The 15,515-nt window shown below is 71.4% G+C and carries 12 protein-coding genes; 10 read left to right on the top strand and 2 right to left on the bottom strand.

Annotated features, from left to right (window positions below; genetic code table 11):
* Positions 1 to 42 precede the first annotated feature (42 nt).
* From ABZT06_RS22010 to moeZ, 10 genes are all read left to right on the top strand, one after another.
* Positions 43 to 138, top strand: coding sequence for an Ms4533A family Cys-rich leader peptide (locus ABZT06_RS22010; RefSeq protein WP_329230691.1), 96 nt, complete (start codon positions 43 to 45; stop codon positions 136 to 138).
* Between the two features lie 163 nt (positions 139 to 301).
* Positions 302 to 2,020, top strand: coding sequence for an ABC transporter substrate-binding protein (locus tag ABZT06_RS22005; protein WP_355743254.1), 1,719 nt, complete (start codon positions 302 to 304; stop codon positions 2,018 to 2,020).
* Positions 2,021 to 2,024: 4 nt separating this feature from the next.
* The gene (locus ABZT06_RS22000; RefSeq protein WP_355743251.1) at positions 2,025 to 3,029 is read left to right on the top strand and encodes an ABC transporter permease; all 1,005 of its coding nucleotides are present in this window, start codon (positions 2,025 to 2,027) and stop codon (positions 3,027 to 3,029) included.
* Positions 3,026 to 4,024 carry an ABC transporter permease gene (locus ABZT06_RS21995; protein ID WP_355743249.1) on the top strand — a complete coding sequence of 333 codons (999 nt, stop codon included), beginning with the start codon at positions 3,026 to 3,028 and terminating at the stop codon, positions 4,022 to 4,024. Before ABZT06_RS22000 ends, ABZT06_RS21995 begins: the two co-directional genes overlap by 4 nt.
* Positions 4,021 to 5,613 (top strand): ABC transporter ATP-binding protein, encoded by a 1,593-nt coding sequence (locus ABZT06_RS21990; protein WP_355743246.1) that lies wholly within the window; start codon positions 4,021 to 4,023, stop codon positions 5,611 to 5,613. Before ABZT06_RS21995 ends, ABZT06_RS21990 begins: the two co-directional genes overlap by 4 nt.
* Positions 5,614 to 5,803: 190 nt before the next feature.
* Positions 5,804 to 7,501, top strand: coding sequence for a DUF3492 domain-containing protein (locus ABZT06_RS21985; protein WP_355743243.1), 1,698 nt, complete (start codon positions 5,804 to 5,806; stop codon positions 7,499 to 7,501).
* Positions 7,498 to 8,961 (top strand): hypothetical protein, encoded by a 1,464-nt coding sequence (locus tag ABZT06_RS21980; protein WP_355743240.1) that lies wholly within the window; start codon positions 7,498 to 7,500, stop codon positions 8,959 to 8,961. Before ABZT06_RS21985 ends, ABZT06_RS21980 begins: the two co-directional genes overlap by 4 nt.
* A 296-nt stretch (positions 8,962 to 9,257) precedes the next feature.
* Positions 9,258 to 10,217, top strand: coding sequence for an NAD-dependent epimerase/dehydratase (locus tag ABZT06_RS21975; protein WP_007384548.1), 960 nt, complete (start codon positions 9,258 to 9,260; stop codon positions 10,215 to 10,217).
* A complete protein-coding gene (locus ABZT06_RS21970) occupies positions 10,205 to 10,954 on the top strand; it encodes a spherulation-specific family 4 protein (RefSeq protein ID WP_355743236.1) in 750 nt (249 codons plus the stop codon). The genes ABZT06_RS21975 and ABZT06_RS21970 overlap by 13 nt, the downstream gene beginning before the upstream one ends.
* Before the next feature lie 63 nt (positions 10,955 to 11,017).
* Positions 11,018 to 12,196 (top strand): adenylyltransferase/sulfurtransferase MoeZ, encoded by a 1,179-nt coding sequence (gene moeZ, locus ABZT06_RS21965; protein ID WP_355743233.1) that lies wholly within the window; start codon positions 11,018 to 11,020, stop codon positions 12,194 to 12,196.
* A 53-nt stretch (positions 12,197 to 12,249) separates the two neighbouring features.
* Here the strand turns inward: moeZ and ABZT06_RS21960 are convergent, their stop codons facing one another.
* Both ABZT06_RS21960 and ABZT06_RS21955 read right to left on the bottom strand, forming a co-directional pair.
* The gene (locus tag ABZT06_RS21960) at positions 12,250 to 13,797 is read right to left on the bottom strand and encodes an alpha/beta hydrolase (protein ID WP_355743230.1); all 1,548 of its coding nucleotides are present in this window, start codon (positions 13,795 to 13,797) and stop codon (positions 12,250 to 12,252) included.
* A 141-nt stretch (positions 13,798 to 13,938) separates the two neighbouring features.
* Positions 13,939 to 15,483 (bottom strand): alpha/beta hydrolase, encoded by a 1,545-nt coding sequence (locus ABZT06_RS21955; RefSeq protein WP_355743228.1) that lies wholly within the window; start codon positions 15,481 to 15,483, stop codon positions 13,939 to 13,941.
* Positions 15,484 to 15,515 lie beyond the last annotated feature (32 nt).

The raw sequence follows: 15,515 nt of genomic DNA, 5'->3' as shown, positions 1-15,515 counted from the left end.
GTCACATTGACATGTGTTGATCGGTCGTACATATTGCTGCGCATGTGGTCTAGTCATGCCGTCGAGAGCAGCGCCGCCATCGAGCTGGCGCTCATCGGTGTGACCCCGCTCTGCGTGGCCGACATTCTCTGTCGCTGACGCCCGCCCTCAGGCGCGCGCGTCGCGAATCCCTCAAGTCTCCGTGACCCGAGTCACGGCTCTCTCGACGACCCGACGCCGGGGCGGACGTCTGTCCATGTTCGTCTCACCCTTCGTCAATCCGTCTCGCCATTCGAGACTCACACTCGAGAGGTCGTCTCCGATGCGTCAACCGTCCCTCACAGCGCGCCGCGTGGCCGCGGTATCCGTAAGCCTGGTTCTGGCAGCGGGCGCCGCCGCCTGTGGCCCTGAGGACAACGATGCCAAGAGCTCGGGCGGCGACTCCACGCCCCACAAGGGCGGCACCCTGACGGTCCTGAACTCCAATCCGCAGCAGGACTTCGACCCGGCCCGCCTGTACACCTCCGGCGGCGGCAACGTGCCCTCCCTCGTCTTCCGCACCCTCACCACCCGCAACCGCGAGAACGGCGCCGCCGGCGCCAAGGTCGTCCCCGACCTCGCCACCGACACCGGGCGCCCCAGCAAGGACGCGACCGTGTGGACGTACACCCTGAGGAAGGGCCTCAAGTACGAGGACGGCACCGCGATCACCTCGGCCGACATCAAGTACGGCATCGAGCGCTCCTTCGCGCCCGAACTCTCCGGCGGCGCGCCCTATCTGCGGGACTGGCTGGTCGGCGCGGCCGACTACCAGGGGCCGTACAAGGACAAGAAGGGACTCGCGGCGATCGAGACGCCGGACGACCGCACCATCGTCTTCCATCTGAACAAGCCCGAGGGTGAGTTCCCGTACCTGGCCACGCAGACGCAGTTCACGCCCGTCCCGAAGGCCAAGGACACCGGTACGAAGTACGAGGAGCACCCCGTCTCGTCCGGCCCGTACAAGGTCGTCACTAACGAGAACGACGGCGAGCACCTGGTCCTGGAGCGCAACAAGTACTGGTCGACGGCGCTGGACCCCGAGCGCAAGGCGTACCCGGACCGGATCGACGTCAAGTCCGGGCTCGACTCCTCGGTGATCAACCAGCGGCTGTCGGCGTCCCAGGGCGCGGACGCGGCCGCGGTCACCACGGACACCAACCTCGGCCCGGCCGAGCTCGCCAAGGTGACCGGCGACAAGGAACTCGCCTCCCGCGTCGGCACCGGGCACTTCGGCTACACGAACTACATAGCGTTCAACCCAACGGTCAAGCCGTTCGACGACGTCAAGGTGCGGCAGGCGATCTCGTACGCCATCGACCGCTCCTCCGTGGTCAACGCGGCCGGCGGCAGCGCGCTCGCCGAGTCCGCCACCACCTTCCTGCCGAACCAGAAGTCCTTCGGCTACGAGCCGTACGACCTCTTCCCGGCGGGCGCTACGGGTAACGCGGCGAAGGCCAGGGAGCTGCTGAAGGAGGCCGGTCACCCGAACGGGCTCACGGTCACCCTGACGCATTCCAACGCCAAGGACTTCGAGACCAGCCCCGAGATCGCGACCGCGATCCAGGACGCGCTCAAGAAGGCCGGCATCACGGTCAAGCTCCAGGGCCTGGAGGAGAACGACTACTCGGACACGGTCCACAGCGTGAAGACCGAGCCCGGCTTCTTCCTCGCCCACTGGGGTGCCGACTGGCCCTCCGGCGGCCCTTTCCTGGCCCCGATCTTCGACGGCCGGCAGATCGTCAAGGACGGCGCCAACTTCAACACCGGCCTGCTCAATGACGAGTCGGTCAATGACGAGATTGACGCGATCAACAAGTTGACCGATCTTGACGCTGTCGCCAAGAGGTGGGGTGCACTGGACAAGAAGATCGGTGAGCAGGCCCTGACCGTGCCGCTGTTCCACCCGGTCTACAAGCGCCTGGTCGGCAAGGACATCAAGAACGTCGTGATCAGCGACTGGACCGGTGTTCTGGACATCTCGCAGGTCGCGGTCAAGTAACCCGATGAGCGAGGCAATTGTCGCCGCCGAGGTCCCCGGGGCAACCGTCCCGGGGGTCTCGGGGGCCCGTCAGTTCTGGCGGCGGCTGCGGGCGCAGCGCGCCGCCATGGTCGCGGCGTCGGTCGTCGCACTGCTGGTCCTGGTCGCCCTCGCGGCGTCCCTGCTCACCGCGCTGGAGGGCCAGGACCCCACCACCTACCACCCCGCCCTGATCGACTCCGCGCGCGGAGGCGTGCCCATCGGGTCCTTCGGGGGCCTCAGCGGGGACCACTGGCTCGGCGTCGAGCCGCAGACAGGGCGCGATCTGTTCGCGCGCCTGGCCTACGGCGCCCGCGTGTCGCTGGGCGTCGCACTGGCGGCGACCGTGATCCAGGTCGTCGTGGGGGTCGTGATGGGGGTCGCCGCCGCGCTCGGCAGTGGATGGGTTGATCAACTGTTGAGCCGGATCACCGACATCTTCGTCGCCATGCCGTTGATGATCATGTCGTTGGCGCTGCTCGCGATCGTCCCCTCCAGCTTCCCGCGAACCGTTCTGGTCACCCTCGTCATCGGGTTCATCGCCTGGGGCAACATCGCGAAGATCGTGCGGGCCCAGACCCTGACCCTGAAGGGACTCGACTACGTCTCGGCCGCCCGGCTCAGTGGCTGGAACACCTGGCACATCGCCCGCCGGGAACTGCTGCCGGGGCTGGCCGCACCGGTCATCACCTACGCCGCGATCCTCATGCCGGTCAACATCAGCGTCGAGGCCGCCCTGTCGTTCCTCGGCGTCGGCGTGAAGCCGCCGACGCCGTCCTGGGGCCAGATGCTCACCGCCGCGGACGTCTGGTACCAGGCGGCCCCGCAGTACCTGCTGCTGCCCGCGAGCGCGCTGTTCGTGACCGTCCTCGCCCTCACCGTCCTCGGCGACGGTGTCCGCACCGCCCTCGACCCGCGCGCGGCCTCGCGGCTGAGCGTCGGTACCGGCCGCCGGCGCGAGGCCAAGGCCGGCAAGGAGGAAACCGCATGAGCGGCTTCGGTGGCTTTCTGCTCCGTCGTGCCGTCGGCACCGTGATCACCCTGCTGGCCATCTCGGTGATCGTCTACGTCGTCTTCTACGCCACCCCCGGCAACGTCGCCCAGATCACCTGCGGCCCACGCTGCTCCCCGGAGCAGGTGCACCAGGTGGCCCAGCAACTCAGGCTCGACGACCCGCTGTGGGTGCGGTACTGGCACTTCCTGCAGGGCATGGTCGCCGGCCAGGACTACTCCACGGGCACCTCGGTGGAGCACTGCGCGGCGCCCTGCCTCGGGCTGTCGTACCAGACAGACCAGCAGGTCCTGACCCTCATCCTGACGAAGCTCCCGGTCAGCCTCTCGCTCGTGTTCGGCGCGATGGTGCTCTGGCTGGTCCTCGGCGTCGGCACCGGAGTGCTCTCGGCGTGGCGACGCGGCAGGTTCACCGAACGGGTGCTGACCGCCTTCACGCTGGCGGGCTGGGCGACCCCGGTCTTCGTCATCGGCCTGGTCCTGATGATCGTCGTCTGCGGTGAACTGCAACTGCTGCCCTTCCCGCAGTACGTGAACCTCACCGACGATCCCGAGCAATGGGCGTGGAACCTGCTGCTGCCCTGGCTCTCGCTCGCCCTCATCGAGGCCGCCGCGTTCGCCCGCCTCACCAGGGCGGCCATGCTGGAGACGCTGGCCGAGGACCACATCCGCACCTTCCGCGCGTACGGCGTCGCCGAGCGGGCCGTCGTGGGACGGCACGCCCTGCGGGGCGCCCTGGCGCCGGTCATCGCCCTGAACGCCAACAACGTCGGCTCGGCGATCGGCGGAGCCGTCCTCACCGAGACCCTCTTCGGCCTTCCGGGCATCGGCCAGGAACTGGTCCACGCCGTCAATGTCGTCGACCTCCCGGTCGTCGTCGGCATGGTCCTGGTGATCGGCTTCTTCGTGGTGCTCGCCAATGCCCTCGCGGACGTCCTGTACGCGGTGGCCGACCGACGGGTGGTGCTCGCATGAGTCTCGTCCATGTCACGGACCTGACCGTCGCGTTCGGCGACCTGCGTGCCGTCGACGGCCTCTCCTTCCGCCTGGAGCGGGGCGCCGCCCTCGCCCTGGTCGGCGAGTCGGGCTCCGGCAAGTCCACGGTCGCCTCGGCCCTGCTCGGGCTGCACCGCGGCACGGGCGCGCGCGTGGGCGGCTCGGTCGAGGTCGCCGGGGTGGACGTACAGCAGGCACCGGACGACGAACTGCGGCGGCTGCGGGGCGCCGGGGCCGCGATGGTCTTCCAGGACCCGCTGACGTCCCTGGACCCGTACTACGCCGTCGGCGACCAGATCGCCGAGGTGTACCGCGTGCACACGCGTGTGTCGCGACGAACGGCACGCGCGCGTGCGGTGGAGGTGCTGGACCGGGTCGGCATCCCGGACGCCGTACGGCGATCCCGGTCCCGTCCGCACGAGTTCAGCGGCGGGATGCGCCAGCGCGCTCTCATCGCGATGGCACTGGCCTGTGGGCCCGACCTGCTGATCGCCGACGAGCCGACGACCGCGCTCGACGTGACCGTCCAGGCACAGATCCTCGACCTGCTGCACACGCTGCGCCAGGAGACCGGCATGGGCCTGCTGCTCGTCACGCACGACGTGGGCGTCGCCGCCGAGAGCGTCGACGACGTGCTCGTCATGCGGCACGGTCGCGCGGTCGAGCAGGGACCGGTCGGCGCGGTGCTCGGGGCCCCGGGGGAGGCGTACACACGCGAACTGCTCGCCGCCGTACCGCGCCTGGACGCGCCGCGGGCACCCTCCCGGGCATCAGGCGAGGTGGTCCTCGAAGCGAAGGGCCTGCGGCGCGAGTTCGGCCGCGGCAGGAAGGCCTTCGCGGCCGTCGACGACGTCTCGCTGACCGTCCGCCGGGGCGAGACCCTCGGCGTCGTCGGCGAGAGCGGCAGCGGCAAGACGACGCTGGGACGGATGCTGGTCGGGCTGCTGGAGCCGACGGCGGGGGAGGTCCGTCACGACGGCCACGCGCGCGGGGGCGTGAACCCGGCCGTGCAGATGGTCTTCCAGGACCCCGTGTCCTCCCTCAACCCCCGCCGCAGCGTGGGCGAGTCCATCGCCGACCCACTGCGCGCGCGTGGCGAGCGGGACGAGAAACGGATCAGGGGGCGTGTGACCGAACTCCTGGAGCGTGTGGGGCTCGAAGGGGCGCACTACGACCGCTACCCGCACGAGTTCAGCGGCGGCCAGCGCCAACGCGTGGGCATCGCCCGGGTCCTCGCGGCCGACCCGCGCGTCATCGTCTGCGACGAACCGGTCTCCGCGCTCGACGTCACCACCCAGGCCCAGGTCGTGGCCCTGCTCGGCGAGTTGCAGCGGGAACTCGGACTCGCGCTGGTCTTCGTCGCGCACGACCTCGCCGTCGTACGCCAGGTCAGCGACCGCGTCGCCGTGATGCGGCGCGGCCGGATCGTCGAACAGGGCCCGGCCGACGAGGTCTACGACAGCCCGCAGGACCCGTACACCCAGCAGTTCCTGGCCGCCGTACCGGCGCTCGACCCGCGGATCGCGGCCCGGCGCCGGGCGGAGCGCCGGGAGGTGGCCGCGACCTGACGTTCCGTGTCCGGATGATCTCCTAGCGCGACGGAACGCGACCTGCACCGGAAAGTTACGAGCGTTCACCCCTTCTGGTGGCGCGATGGACAACCGTCCGTCGCGCCACCGCCTTGTCCGCATACCTTCGTCCCGCTGCGAGCCGCCGGGCCAACGGCGGCTCCTCATACGGGAGATCGGGGGTGCACTCGTGCGCATAGGACTGCTTACGGAGGGTGGCTATCCGTATGTGAGCGGTGACGCCAGGCTCTGGTGCGACCGGCTCGTGCGCGGGCTCGAGCAGCACGAGTTCGACATCTACGCGCTCAGCCGCAGCGAGCACCAGGAGGACGAGGGCTGGGTCCAGCTGCCGCCCCAGGTCGACAGGGTCATCACGGCCCCGCTGTGGACCGCCGAGGACGACGGGGTGGTGTACGGGCGCCGCGCGCGCCGTCGGTTCGCCGAGTCCTACGGAGAGTTGGCGTCGGCGCTGTGCGAAGGGTCGGTCGGCGACGCCTCGGGGGAGTCGTCGGCCACTGAGGCGGACCGTTTCGCCAACGCCCTGTACGGGCTCGCCGAACTCGCCCGTGACGAAGGCGGGCTCGTGGGAGCGCTCCGCTCCGAGACCGCCGTACGCGCCCTGGAGCGCGCCTGTCGTGCGCCCGGCGCCCGGCAGACGGCACGCGCGGCGCGGGTACCGGATCTGCTCGACGTCGCCGCACACCTGGAGTGCGCCCTGCGCCCCCTCTCGCTCGGCTGGTACGAGGACGACGGCCTCGGCGCGGTCGACCTGTGCCACGCGACCTCCGGCGGCCCGGCCGCCCTGTCCGGGCTCCTCGCCCGTCACTTCACCGGCGTCCCCCTGCTGGTGACCGAGTACGGCGTACGGCTGCGCACGCACTACCTGGCCGACACCGACTCCCCGCCCGCCGTCCGGACCCTGCTCGCCGCCTTCCACGGCCGGCTGGCCACCGAGACCTACCGGCGGGCCGCGGTCGTCACGCCCGGCAACACCCACGCCCGCCGCTGGCAGGAGCGCTGCGGCGCCGACCGCGCGAAGCTGCGCACGGTCTACCCCGGGATGGACGCCGCCCGCTTCACGGAGGTCGGCGAGTCCGCGGAGTGCGTCGACCCGGACACGCTGGTCTGGGTCGGCCGGGTGGAACCCGCCAAGGACCTGATCTCGCTGCTCCATGCCTTCGCGGAGATCCGCAAGGAGGAGCCCAAGGCACGGCTGCGAATCGTCGGCGCCCCCACCGGTCCCGAAGGTGCGGCCTATCTGGGGCACTGCAAGGCGCTGGCCGCGCAGCTCTTCCCGGACGAGGCGGAGGGGCTGCACTCCGTCGGCGACAACCCCGTCTCCTTCGAGGAGATCGGCGGGCCCGAGGTGCCGACGCTCGCCGACGCGTACGCCTCGGGCGCGGTCACCGTCCTGTCCAGCGTGGTCGAGGGCTTCCCGATCAGCCTCGTCGAGGCCATGTTCTGCGGCCGGGCCACCGTGTCCACCGATGTCGGCGCGGTCGTGGAGGTCATCGGCGGCACGGGGCTCGTCGTACCGCCGCGCAACCCGAAGGCGCTCGCGGAGGCGTGCGTCACGCTGCTGCGCGACCCCGAGCGCCGTGAGCGCCTGGGAGCCGCCGCACGGGCCCGCGCGCTCGAACTGTTCACCGTGGAACAGAACATCACGGCATTTCACGGCATTTACCTGGAGATCGTCTCGAGCACCCCGGTCCGCCGGGTCGTCCTGGACGGCACCGGAGAGCCCCTGCCCTTCGCCGCCCCTGCCGAAGCCCACGTACCCGGCCGCTGGAGCGAGCGCAGCACCCGCGTCGTCGCCCGGGGCGGCCCCGGCTGGGCCGCCGGGCCCCCGGTCAGCGCGACGGCCGCCTCGGAAGGAGCGACCGGATGAGCGACGTGGGACTCGACCGCTCCGACACCCCGGGCAGCCCCGGCGAGGCGGCCGCGGGCGACGGGCGGGGGGTCGGCGAGCGCGGTGCGAACGGCGATACGGGGCGCGTGGGAACACCGGAAACGGCGGCAACGTCGGCGCCGCGAGCTGTGGGGGAAATCGGTGCGCCCAAGGAGCCCGGTGTGCCCAAGGCGCCCGGCGGGTCCTGGGTGCCCGGCGGGTCCGGGAGGTCCGGCGGGTCCGAAGGGGCCGAGCCGGTCGACGCGGACACGCCCACGGCCGAGGCTTCGGAGGACGCCGCCCCGTCGGGCCCCGTGCCCCGCGCCCCCGAAATCTCCACCGGCCTCAAGCCCACCCCTCCCGGCCCCTCCCGCCGTTCCGCCGCGGACCCGGTGAAGGCCCTGATGCACCGTCACCGCGAGCTGTGCGAGCGGGCCGTCGACCCTCTGGAGATCGCGGCGGGCCTGGAGGCCCACGGCGTCACCGACCGCACCGCCGTCCGCTTCCGGCACCGGGACGTCTTCTCCCTCGCCGAGGAGATGTACGCCCGTGTCCCGAGGGACGCCGAAACGCCCCCGCCCTCCGCGGCTGATCAGACACCCCGGGCCCGCGCCGACTGGGTCCTGCTCGCCCTCCTCCCCGGCGCCCTCTGCGTGGCCACGGTGGCCGGCACCCGTCTCACCGACGGCCAGGCCCGCCTGGTCGCCGCCCTGGTGGGCTTCCTGGCCGTCTCTCTGACCGTGCGCGCGGCCCTGTCCCGCGGCCCCCTCGGTACCCCTGACCGCGCACCCAGCACGGGCACCTCCACCTGGACCTACTGGCTCCTCTCCTACGCCGCCCTCGGCGACGGCCTCCTCGCGGCGGCCGTGACCGGTGGCCCCGACGCCCTTCCCACCGGCGCCGCCGACGCTGCCTGGCCCACGGCCACCGCCCCCGTCCTCGCCCTCACCCTGTCCTGCGCCCCGGCAGCCTGGTCCGCCCACCTCTTCGCGGCCCGCGCCCGTCGCAAACTCGCCGTCAGCCGGGGCCTGGAGGACTTCGCGGCCTCCGTACGCCCTCTGCTGTTCTGCACGTTCGCCCTGTACCTGTGCGCGCTGACGGCTCTGACGGCCCTGTCCGGCGCCGTCATGGACGAACCGGCCGCCCATCCACAGGTCATCGCCCTGGGCGCCCTTCTCTTCCTCGCCCGTCTCCTCACCGTCCACGGCTTCACCCACGCCCCCGGAGTGGTCCTCACCGCCGCCGCCACGGCCCAGGTGACCGCCCTGGCCGCGGCTTTCGCCTCCCGCCTGCCGGGCTGCGGCTTCATGGCGACACCGGTGGACGCCCTCGTGGACCTCTGGGGCCCGGGCGGCATCCAGACCCTTTCCTGCGGACTCGGCGTTTTGGCCCTGCTGATCCACGGGGCCCGCAAGCTGACCAGAGCGTCGGCCCACGCCCGGGCGGAGGCACCGTGCTGACCCGTCCCCGGGCCACGCACCCGCCGTAGGCGCAGCGCCCACCCCTCGTAGGCGCGGCACCCACCCGCCGCAGGAGCAGAGCCCACCCGCCGTGGCGTGAAGACCCGGCCGCCGTGGGCGCGACCTTCCTCCCGCCGTGGGATCGCCCTCCGCCGTGGGGGAACCGCCCCGCCGAATCCGCACACACCGCCACCGGCACCCCGGCCCACCGCCGGAGACAACTCGCAAGCCCCTCCCGAAGGAGAACCCGCAATGACCACCTCCCGACCCGCCCCCGAGGCCCCGGGAGCAGCCCGATGAGAGTCCTGCTGATCGGAGCCAACGGCTACCTCGGCCGCTTCGTCGCCGACCGTCTGCTCGCCGACCCCGCCGTCCAGCTCACCGCCCTCGGCCGCGGCGACGACGCGGACGTCCGCTTCGACCTCGCGTCCGGCAGCCCCGGCGCCCTCACCCGCTTCCTGGACGCGGTCCACCCGGGCGTCGTCGTCAACTGCGCCGGCGCCACCCGCGGCGGTGCCCGCGAACTCACCCGCCACAACACGGTCGCCGTCGCCACCGTCTGCGAGGCCCTGCGGCGCAGCGGCTGCGGGGCCCGTCTGGTGCAGATCGGCTGCGGCGCCGAGTACGGGCCCAGCCAGCCGGGCTCCTCCACGGCCGAGGACGCCGTCCCGCGCCCCGGCGGCCCGTACGGTGTCAGCAAACTCGCCGCCACCGAACTGGTCCTCGGCTCCGGTCTGGACGCGGTCGTCCTGCGCGTCTTCTCCCCGGCCGGCCCGGGCACCCCCGCGGGCTCCCCGCTCGGCCGTCTCGCCGAGGCCATGCGCCGCGCCATGCAGTCCGGCGACGGCGAGTTGAAGCTCGGCGGCCTCGGCGCCCAGCGCGACTTCGTCGACGTCCGCGATGTGGCCCGCGCCGTCCACGCGGCCTCCCTCTCCGCCGCGCAGGGTGTCATCAACATCGGCTCGGGCCGAGCCGTCCGCCTCCGCGACGCCGCCGCCGTCCTGGCCCGGGTCGCCGGATACGGCGGGGCCCTCCATGAACTCGACGGTCCTCCCGGCCCGCTGAGGGCGACCATCGGGCATCCCCGCTCCGAGCCCGACCATGCGGCGCCGGTCGCGTACCCGTACCCCGACGGCTGCGGCAGCTGGCAGCAGGCCGACGTGCGCACCGCACGCGACCGGCTTGGCTGGCGCCCCCGCATCAACCTCGAGGAGTCCCTGGCCGACATCTGGATGGAGGCGGCATGCCGCATCTGACCAGCACGAAGACGAGCACGTCGAGCACCGAACTGCGCGCCGGCCTCGGCGTCCCGGGCTTCGCCCACCCCTTGGTCGCGCCCGCCGAATGGGCCGAACTCACCCGCCCCGGCACCCCTGTGCACTGGGCCGTCCTCGACGTCGCCGACGGCCCCGGCGCCCGCCCCGACCCGCACTGCCTCGAAGCGGCCGGCCGGCTGCGCAACGCGGGCGTCCGCGTCCTCGGCCGTCTCGACACCGCCTACGGGAGCCGCGTCCACGGTGAGACGGTCTCCGAGGCCCAGCGCTACATCGACTGGTACCAGGTCGACGGCTTCCTCCTGGACCGGTGCCCCACCGAACGCGCCGCGCTTCCCGAGGTCCGCCGCACCGTCACCACGCTCCGCGCGGTCCGTGACGATGCCCACATCGTCCTCGGGCACGGCACCCACCCCCACCCCGGCTACGCCGAGAGCGCCGACCAGCTGGTCACCTTCTCCGGCTCCTGGAGCGACTACCGCTGGGCGCAGGTGGCCGAGTGGACCGCCGACTACCCACCCGACCGCTTCTGCCACCTCGTCCACGGAGTTCCCGGCCCGCACCTGGAGGAGGCCCTGCGGATCGCCCGCTGGCAGGGCGCCGCCACGATCTGGTTCACGGACCGCACGGATCGCGGCGGCCGCGTCGACCCCTGGGAGACCCTGCCCGGCTACTGGGACGAAATCGTCTCGCGGATCGGAACGGGTGTCTCGGAATGAAGAAGCCCATGGCAGTGTTACGGGAAGAACAACCGTAGTGATTGACCGACCAACGGAGTCCCCGTGTCGCTGCCACCCCTGGTCGAGCCCGCTGCCGAGCTCACCGTAGACGAGGTCCGCAGGTACTCCCGCCACCTGATCATCCCCGACGTGGGGATGGACGGGCAGAAGCGGCTGAAGAACGCCAAGGTGCTCTGTGTGGGCGCCGGCGGCCTGGGCTCGCCGGCGCTGATGTACCTGGCCGCGGCGGGCGTCGGCACGCTCGGCGTCGTGGAGTTCGACGAGGTCGACGAGTCGAACCTGCAGCGCCAGATCATCCACAGCCAGGCCGACATCGGCCGCTCCAAGGCCGAGTCCGCCCGCGACTCCGTCGTCGGCATCAACCCGTACGTGAACGTGATCCTTCACGAGGAGCGGCTCGAGGCCGAGAACGTGATGGACATCTTCAGCCAGTACGACCTGATCGTCGACGGCACGGACAACTTCGCGACGCGTTACCTGGTCAACGACGCGTGCGTGCTGCTGAACAAGCCGTACGTGTGGGGTTCGATCTACCGCTTCGACGGCCAGGCCTCGGTCTTCTGGTCCGAGCACGGCCCCTGCTACCGCTGCCTCTACCCGGAGCCCCCGCCGCCGGGCATGGTCCCCTCCTGCGCCGAGGGCGGCGTGCTGGGTGTGCTGTGCGCGTCCATCGGCTCCATCCAGGTCACCGAGGCCATCAAGGTCCTCACCGGCACCGGTGAGCCCCTCGTCGGCCGCCTGATGATCTACGACGCCCTGGAGATGCAGTACCGCCAGGTCAAGGTCCGCAAGGACCCGGACTGCGCGGTCTGCGGCGAGAACCCGACCGTCACGGAGCTCATCGACTACGAGGCCTTCTGCGGCGTCGTCTCCGAGGAGGCCCAGGAGGCGGCAGCCGGCGCGACGATCACTCCCAAGCAGCTCAAGGAGTGGATCGACGACGGCGAGAACATCGAGATCATCGATGTCCGGGAGATCAACGAGTACGAGATCGTCTCCATCCCGGGCGCCAAGCTGATCCCCAAGAACGAGTTCCTGATGGGCACCGCCCTCGAGGGTCTCCCGCAGGACAAGAAGATCGTCCTGCACTGCAAGACGGGTGTCCGCAGTGCGGAAGTCCTCGCCGTCCTGAAGTCCGCGGGCTTCTCCGACGCCGTGCACGTCGGCGGCGGTGTGATCGGCTGGGTCAACCAGATCGAGCCGGACAAGCCGGTCTACTAGACCCACGTCTTCCCGGGAGGGGCTCGGCATCACGTGTGCCGGGCCCCTTTCCCTTACCGGCGCCGGGCGCAGACCTTGCCGTCCTTCGGCACGCTGCCCTGCAGCAGGTACGCGTTCACCGTGGAGTCCACACAGTCGCTCCCGTTGCCGTACGCCCCGTGTCCCTCGCCCTTCCAGGTGAGCTCCACACCGACCCCCTTGCCCAACTCGTCCGCCATCCTCCGGGCACCCTCGTAGGGCGTCGCCGGGTCGCCCGTGTTGCCGATCACCAGCACCGGTGCCGCACCGGGCGCGCTCACCTCCGGGGTCTCGTACTGGCCCGGCACCGGCCAGTCGTGGCACCAGCCGGCCGCGTCCCAGCCGAGGAAGGGGCCGAACACGGGTGAGATCCTCTCGAACTCGGGCAGCTGCTTCTTCGCCTCCGCGAGCGTGGGCCGCTGCTTGTCGTCCAAGCACGATATGACCCGTTGTGCCTGCGGGAGCAGGCCGTAGCGCCCTGAGCGGTCACGTTCGTTGTAACCGTCGGCGAGCGCCAGCAGTTCGGAACCGTCCCCCTGCTCGGCCGTGTCGAGAGCGCTGGTCAGCGAGGGCCAGCTGTCCTGGCGGTACAGCGGCCAGACGATGCCGGTGAACGCGAGCACCTGGGTCAGCTTCCGCCCGGAATACGTGTCCAGCGGGTCCGCGTCGATCCGGTCCAGCAGGTCCGCGATCTTCCGGGTGCCCCGCTCGGGGTCCTGGCCCGTGGACGTCAGGTAGTTGTCGAGCGCGCGCTGGAAGCCCCGGGCCTGGTTCCTCCGGTGGGCCACCATGTCGGCGCCGGGGTCGACGACCGCGTCGAGCACCAGCCGCCCCACGGTCTCGGGGAACAGGTGGGCGTAGACGCCGCCGAGTTCGGTGCCGTAAGAGATGCCGAAGTAGTGCAGCTCGGTGTCACCGAGGACCTGGCGCATCAGGTCCATGTCCCGCGCGGTGTCGGTGGTGGAGACGTGGGCCAGCAGCTTGCCCGCGTTCTTCTCGCAGTCCTGGGCGAAGTCGGTGGCGTCCCGCAGGTACGCCCGCTCCTCGGCCGGGGTGTCCGGAGTGGGGTCCACCGCCTCGGCCGCCTGGGTCTCCTTGTCGCCGCGGCATCGGACGCCCTCGCTGGCGCCGACCCCGCGCGGGTCCCAGCTCACCAGGTCGTACCGCTCGCGCAGCAGGGAGACGGTGGCGGCGTACCCGGGCATTCCGGCGACGCCCGACGCGCCGGGGCCGCCGAAGTTGAACAGGAGCGAGCCGATGCGGTCACCGCCGCGAGCCCTGGAGCGGATCAACGCGAGGCCGATCGTCTCACCGTCCGGCTTCGACCAGTCGAGCGGCACCTTCAGCGTCGCGCACTGCCAGTCCCTGCCGGGCGCGGAGGAGTCCGCGGTGGCCTTGCAGTGCTCCCAGTCGAGCTTCTGCGAGGTCAGCGCGGCGGGCAGCGCTTTCGCGCCGGTCGTGGTGGGCCTCGCGCTGCTCGACTGACCGTCCCCATCGCCGCCGCCGGGTGAGCCGCCACTGCAGCCGGCCGTCAGCAGTGCGGCCGCGGCGGTCATGGCCGCCCACCGTACGAAACGCCCCATTCCGGTCCCCCTCCCAAGCCGTCCGTGCCGAGCCACGAACGTCGGTCCGGCCATGGTAGGCCGATCGCAGGACACTCGTCGGGGCCTGTGGATAACCCTCTGAGCAGCGGATTTATCGAAGTTTCGGGGACTGCGGTCGTGCTACGAGCACACGGTCCCAGCCGCCGGCACCTTCCCGTTCAGGAGATAGCCGTTCACCGCGTCCTGGACACACTTGTTCTTGCTGTCGTACGCCCCGTGCCCCTGCCCCTTGTAGGTCAGCTCGACGCCGACGCCCTGACCGAGCGCCTCCACCATCTTCCGGGCGCCCTCGTACGGCGTCGCCGGGTCACCGGTGTTGCCCACCACCAGGATCGGCGCCGAGCCGGCGGCGCTCACGTCGGGATGGTCTGCGGCGCCCGCCACGGCCCAGTCGGTGCAGGTCAGCATCGACCAGGCCATGAAGTCGCCGAACACCGGTGACACGGCACGGAACTCGGGCAGCTTCCGCTCGACCTCGGTGGTGGTGTACCGGGGCTTGTCGTCGGCGCAGTTGATGGAGATGTTGGCCGCGGCGATGTTGCTGTACTCGCCGTTCTCGCTGCGCCCGTTCATCGAGTCGGACAGCAGCATCAGGACTCTGCCGTCACCGTCGTACGCCTGCTCCAGGCCCTCGGTCAGGTACTCCCAGAAGTCCTTGGAGTACAGGGCCTGCGCGATGCCGTTGGTCGCGGCGGTCTGGGTCAGCACCCGCTGCCCGATGCCGGGGATGGGCTTCCTGTCGAGGTCGGCCAGGAGTTTCGCGATGCGGGTCTTGACGTCCTGCGGGGTGTCGCCGACGGGGCAGTCCGTGGGCTGCGAGGTGCAGTCCTCGGCGAAGTTGTCGAGCGCGAGCTGGAAGCCCTCGGCCTGCCCGAGCGAACCCTGCTCGCTGTTCTGCGTCGGGTCGACGACCGCGTCGAAGACCGCGCGCCCCACATGCTTCGGGAACAGGTGGGCGTAGACGCCGCCGAGTTCGGTGCCGTACGAGATGCCGAAGTAGTACAGCTTGGCGTCGCCCAGGACCTGGCGCATCAGGTCCATGTCGCGGGCGGCGTCGGTCGTGCGCACACGCGGCAGAATCTTCTCGGAGTTCTCCTCGCAGGCCGCGTTGAACTCCTTGGTGTTGTCCAGCAGCTTGGCGCGTTCGGCCGAGTCGTCGGGGGTCCCGTCCTGCTCGAAGTACGCGTCGAGCTGGGGGTCGTTCAGGCACTCCACCGGGGCGCTGCGGCCGACCCCGCGGGGGTCGAAGCTCACCAGGTCGTAGCGAGTGCGCAGTTTCGCGTAGTCCGAGCCGAAGGCGGGCAGGGTGCTGACGCCCGAGCCGCCGGGGCCGCCGAAGTTGAAGACGAGCGAGCCGATGCGTTTGTCCTTGGGGCCACTGGTCTTGACCCGGATCAGCGCGATGCCGATGGTGTCGCCCTTGGGCTTCGCCCAGTCGAGAGGGGCCTTGAGGGTGGCGCACTGCCACTCTTCGCCGCCCGGCAGTGGCGAGGGGGCGTCTCCGCCGCCCTCGGCAGGGGAGGGCGCCGGGCAGTCCTTCCAGTTCAGCTTCTGGGCCGACAGGTCCTCGTCCTGGGAGTCACCGCCGCAGCCCGCCAGCGCGGAGGCCAGCAGAAGGGCGGTGGCGGTCAGGGCGGCGAGGCGCAGGCGAGGGGGGTTCGGCATGCACCCATCCTGCGCTCGCGCGCGTGGGGATG

It is taken from the genome of Streptomyces sp. NPDC005483, assembly GCF_040606035.1.
In the GTDB taxonomy this organism is placed as follows: Bacteria; Actinomycetota; Actinomycetes; order Streptomycetales; family Streptomycetaceae; genus Streptomyces.
The sequence above is the reverse complement of the archived record's forward strand: the minus strand, read 5'-3'. Positions and strand labels throughout refer to the sequence as shown.

What these genes read in the sequence shown, in the direction of transcription:
- ABZT06_RS21960 (WP_355743230.1), bottom strand. Translation starts at nt 13,797, where the DNA reads ATGGGGCGTTTCGTACGGTGGGCGGCCATGACCGCCGCGGCCGCACTG.
- ABZT06_RS21990 (WP_355743246.1), top strand. Translation starts at nt 4,021, where the DNA reads ATGAGTCTCGTCCATGTCACGGACCTGACCGTCGCGTTCGGCGACCTG.
- ABZT06_RS21955 (WP_355743228.1), bottom strand. Translation starts at nt 15,483, where the DNA reads ATGCCGAACCCCCCTCGCCTGCGCCTCGCCGCCCTGACCGCCACCGCC.
- ABZT06_RS22005 (WP_355743254.1), top strand. Translation starts at nt 302, where the DNA reads ATGCGTCAACCGTCCCTCACAGCGCGCCGCGTGGCCGCGGTATCCGTA.
- ABZT06_RS21995 (WP_355743249.1), top strand. Translation starts at nt 3,026, where the DNA reads ATGAGCGGCTTCGGTGGCTTTCTGCTCCGTCGTGCCGTCGGCACCGTG.
- ABZT06_RS21980 (WP_355743240.1), top strand. Translation starts at nt 7,498, where the DNA reads ATGAGCGACGTGGGACTCGACCGCTCCGACACCCCGGGCAGCCCCGGC.
- ABZT06_RS22000 (WP_355743251.1), top strand. Translation starts at nt 2,025, where the DNA reads ATGAGCGAGGCAATTGTCGCCGCCGAGGTCCCCGGGGCAACCGTCCCG.
- ABZT06_RS21970 (WP_355743236.1), top strand. Translation starts at nt 10,205, where the DNA reads ATGCCGCATCTGACCAGCACGAAGACGAGCACGTCGAGCACCGAACTG.
- ABZT06_RS21975 (WP_007384548.1), top strand. Translation starts at nt 9,258, where the DNA reads ATGAGAGTCCTGCTGATCGGAGCCAACGGCTACCTCGGCCGCTTCGTC.
- ABZT06_RS22010 (WP_329230691.1), top strand. Translation starts at nt 43, where the DNA reads ATGTGGTCTAGTCATGCCGTCGAGAGCAGCGCCGCCATCGAGCTGGCG.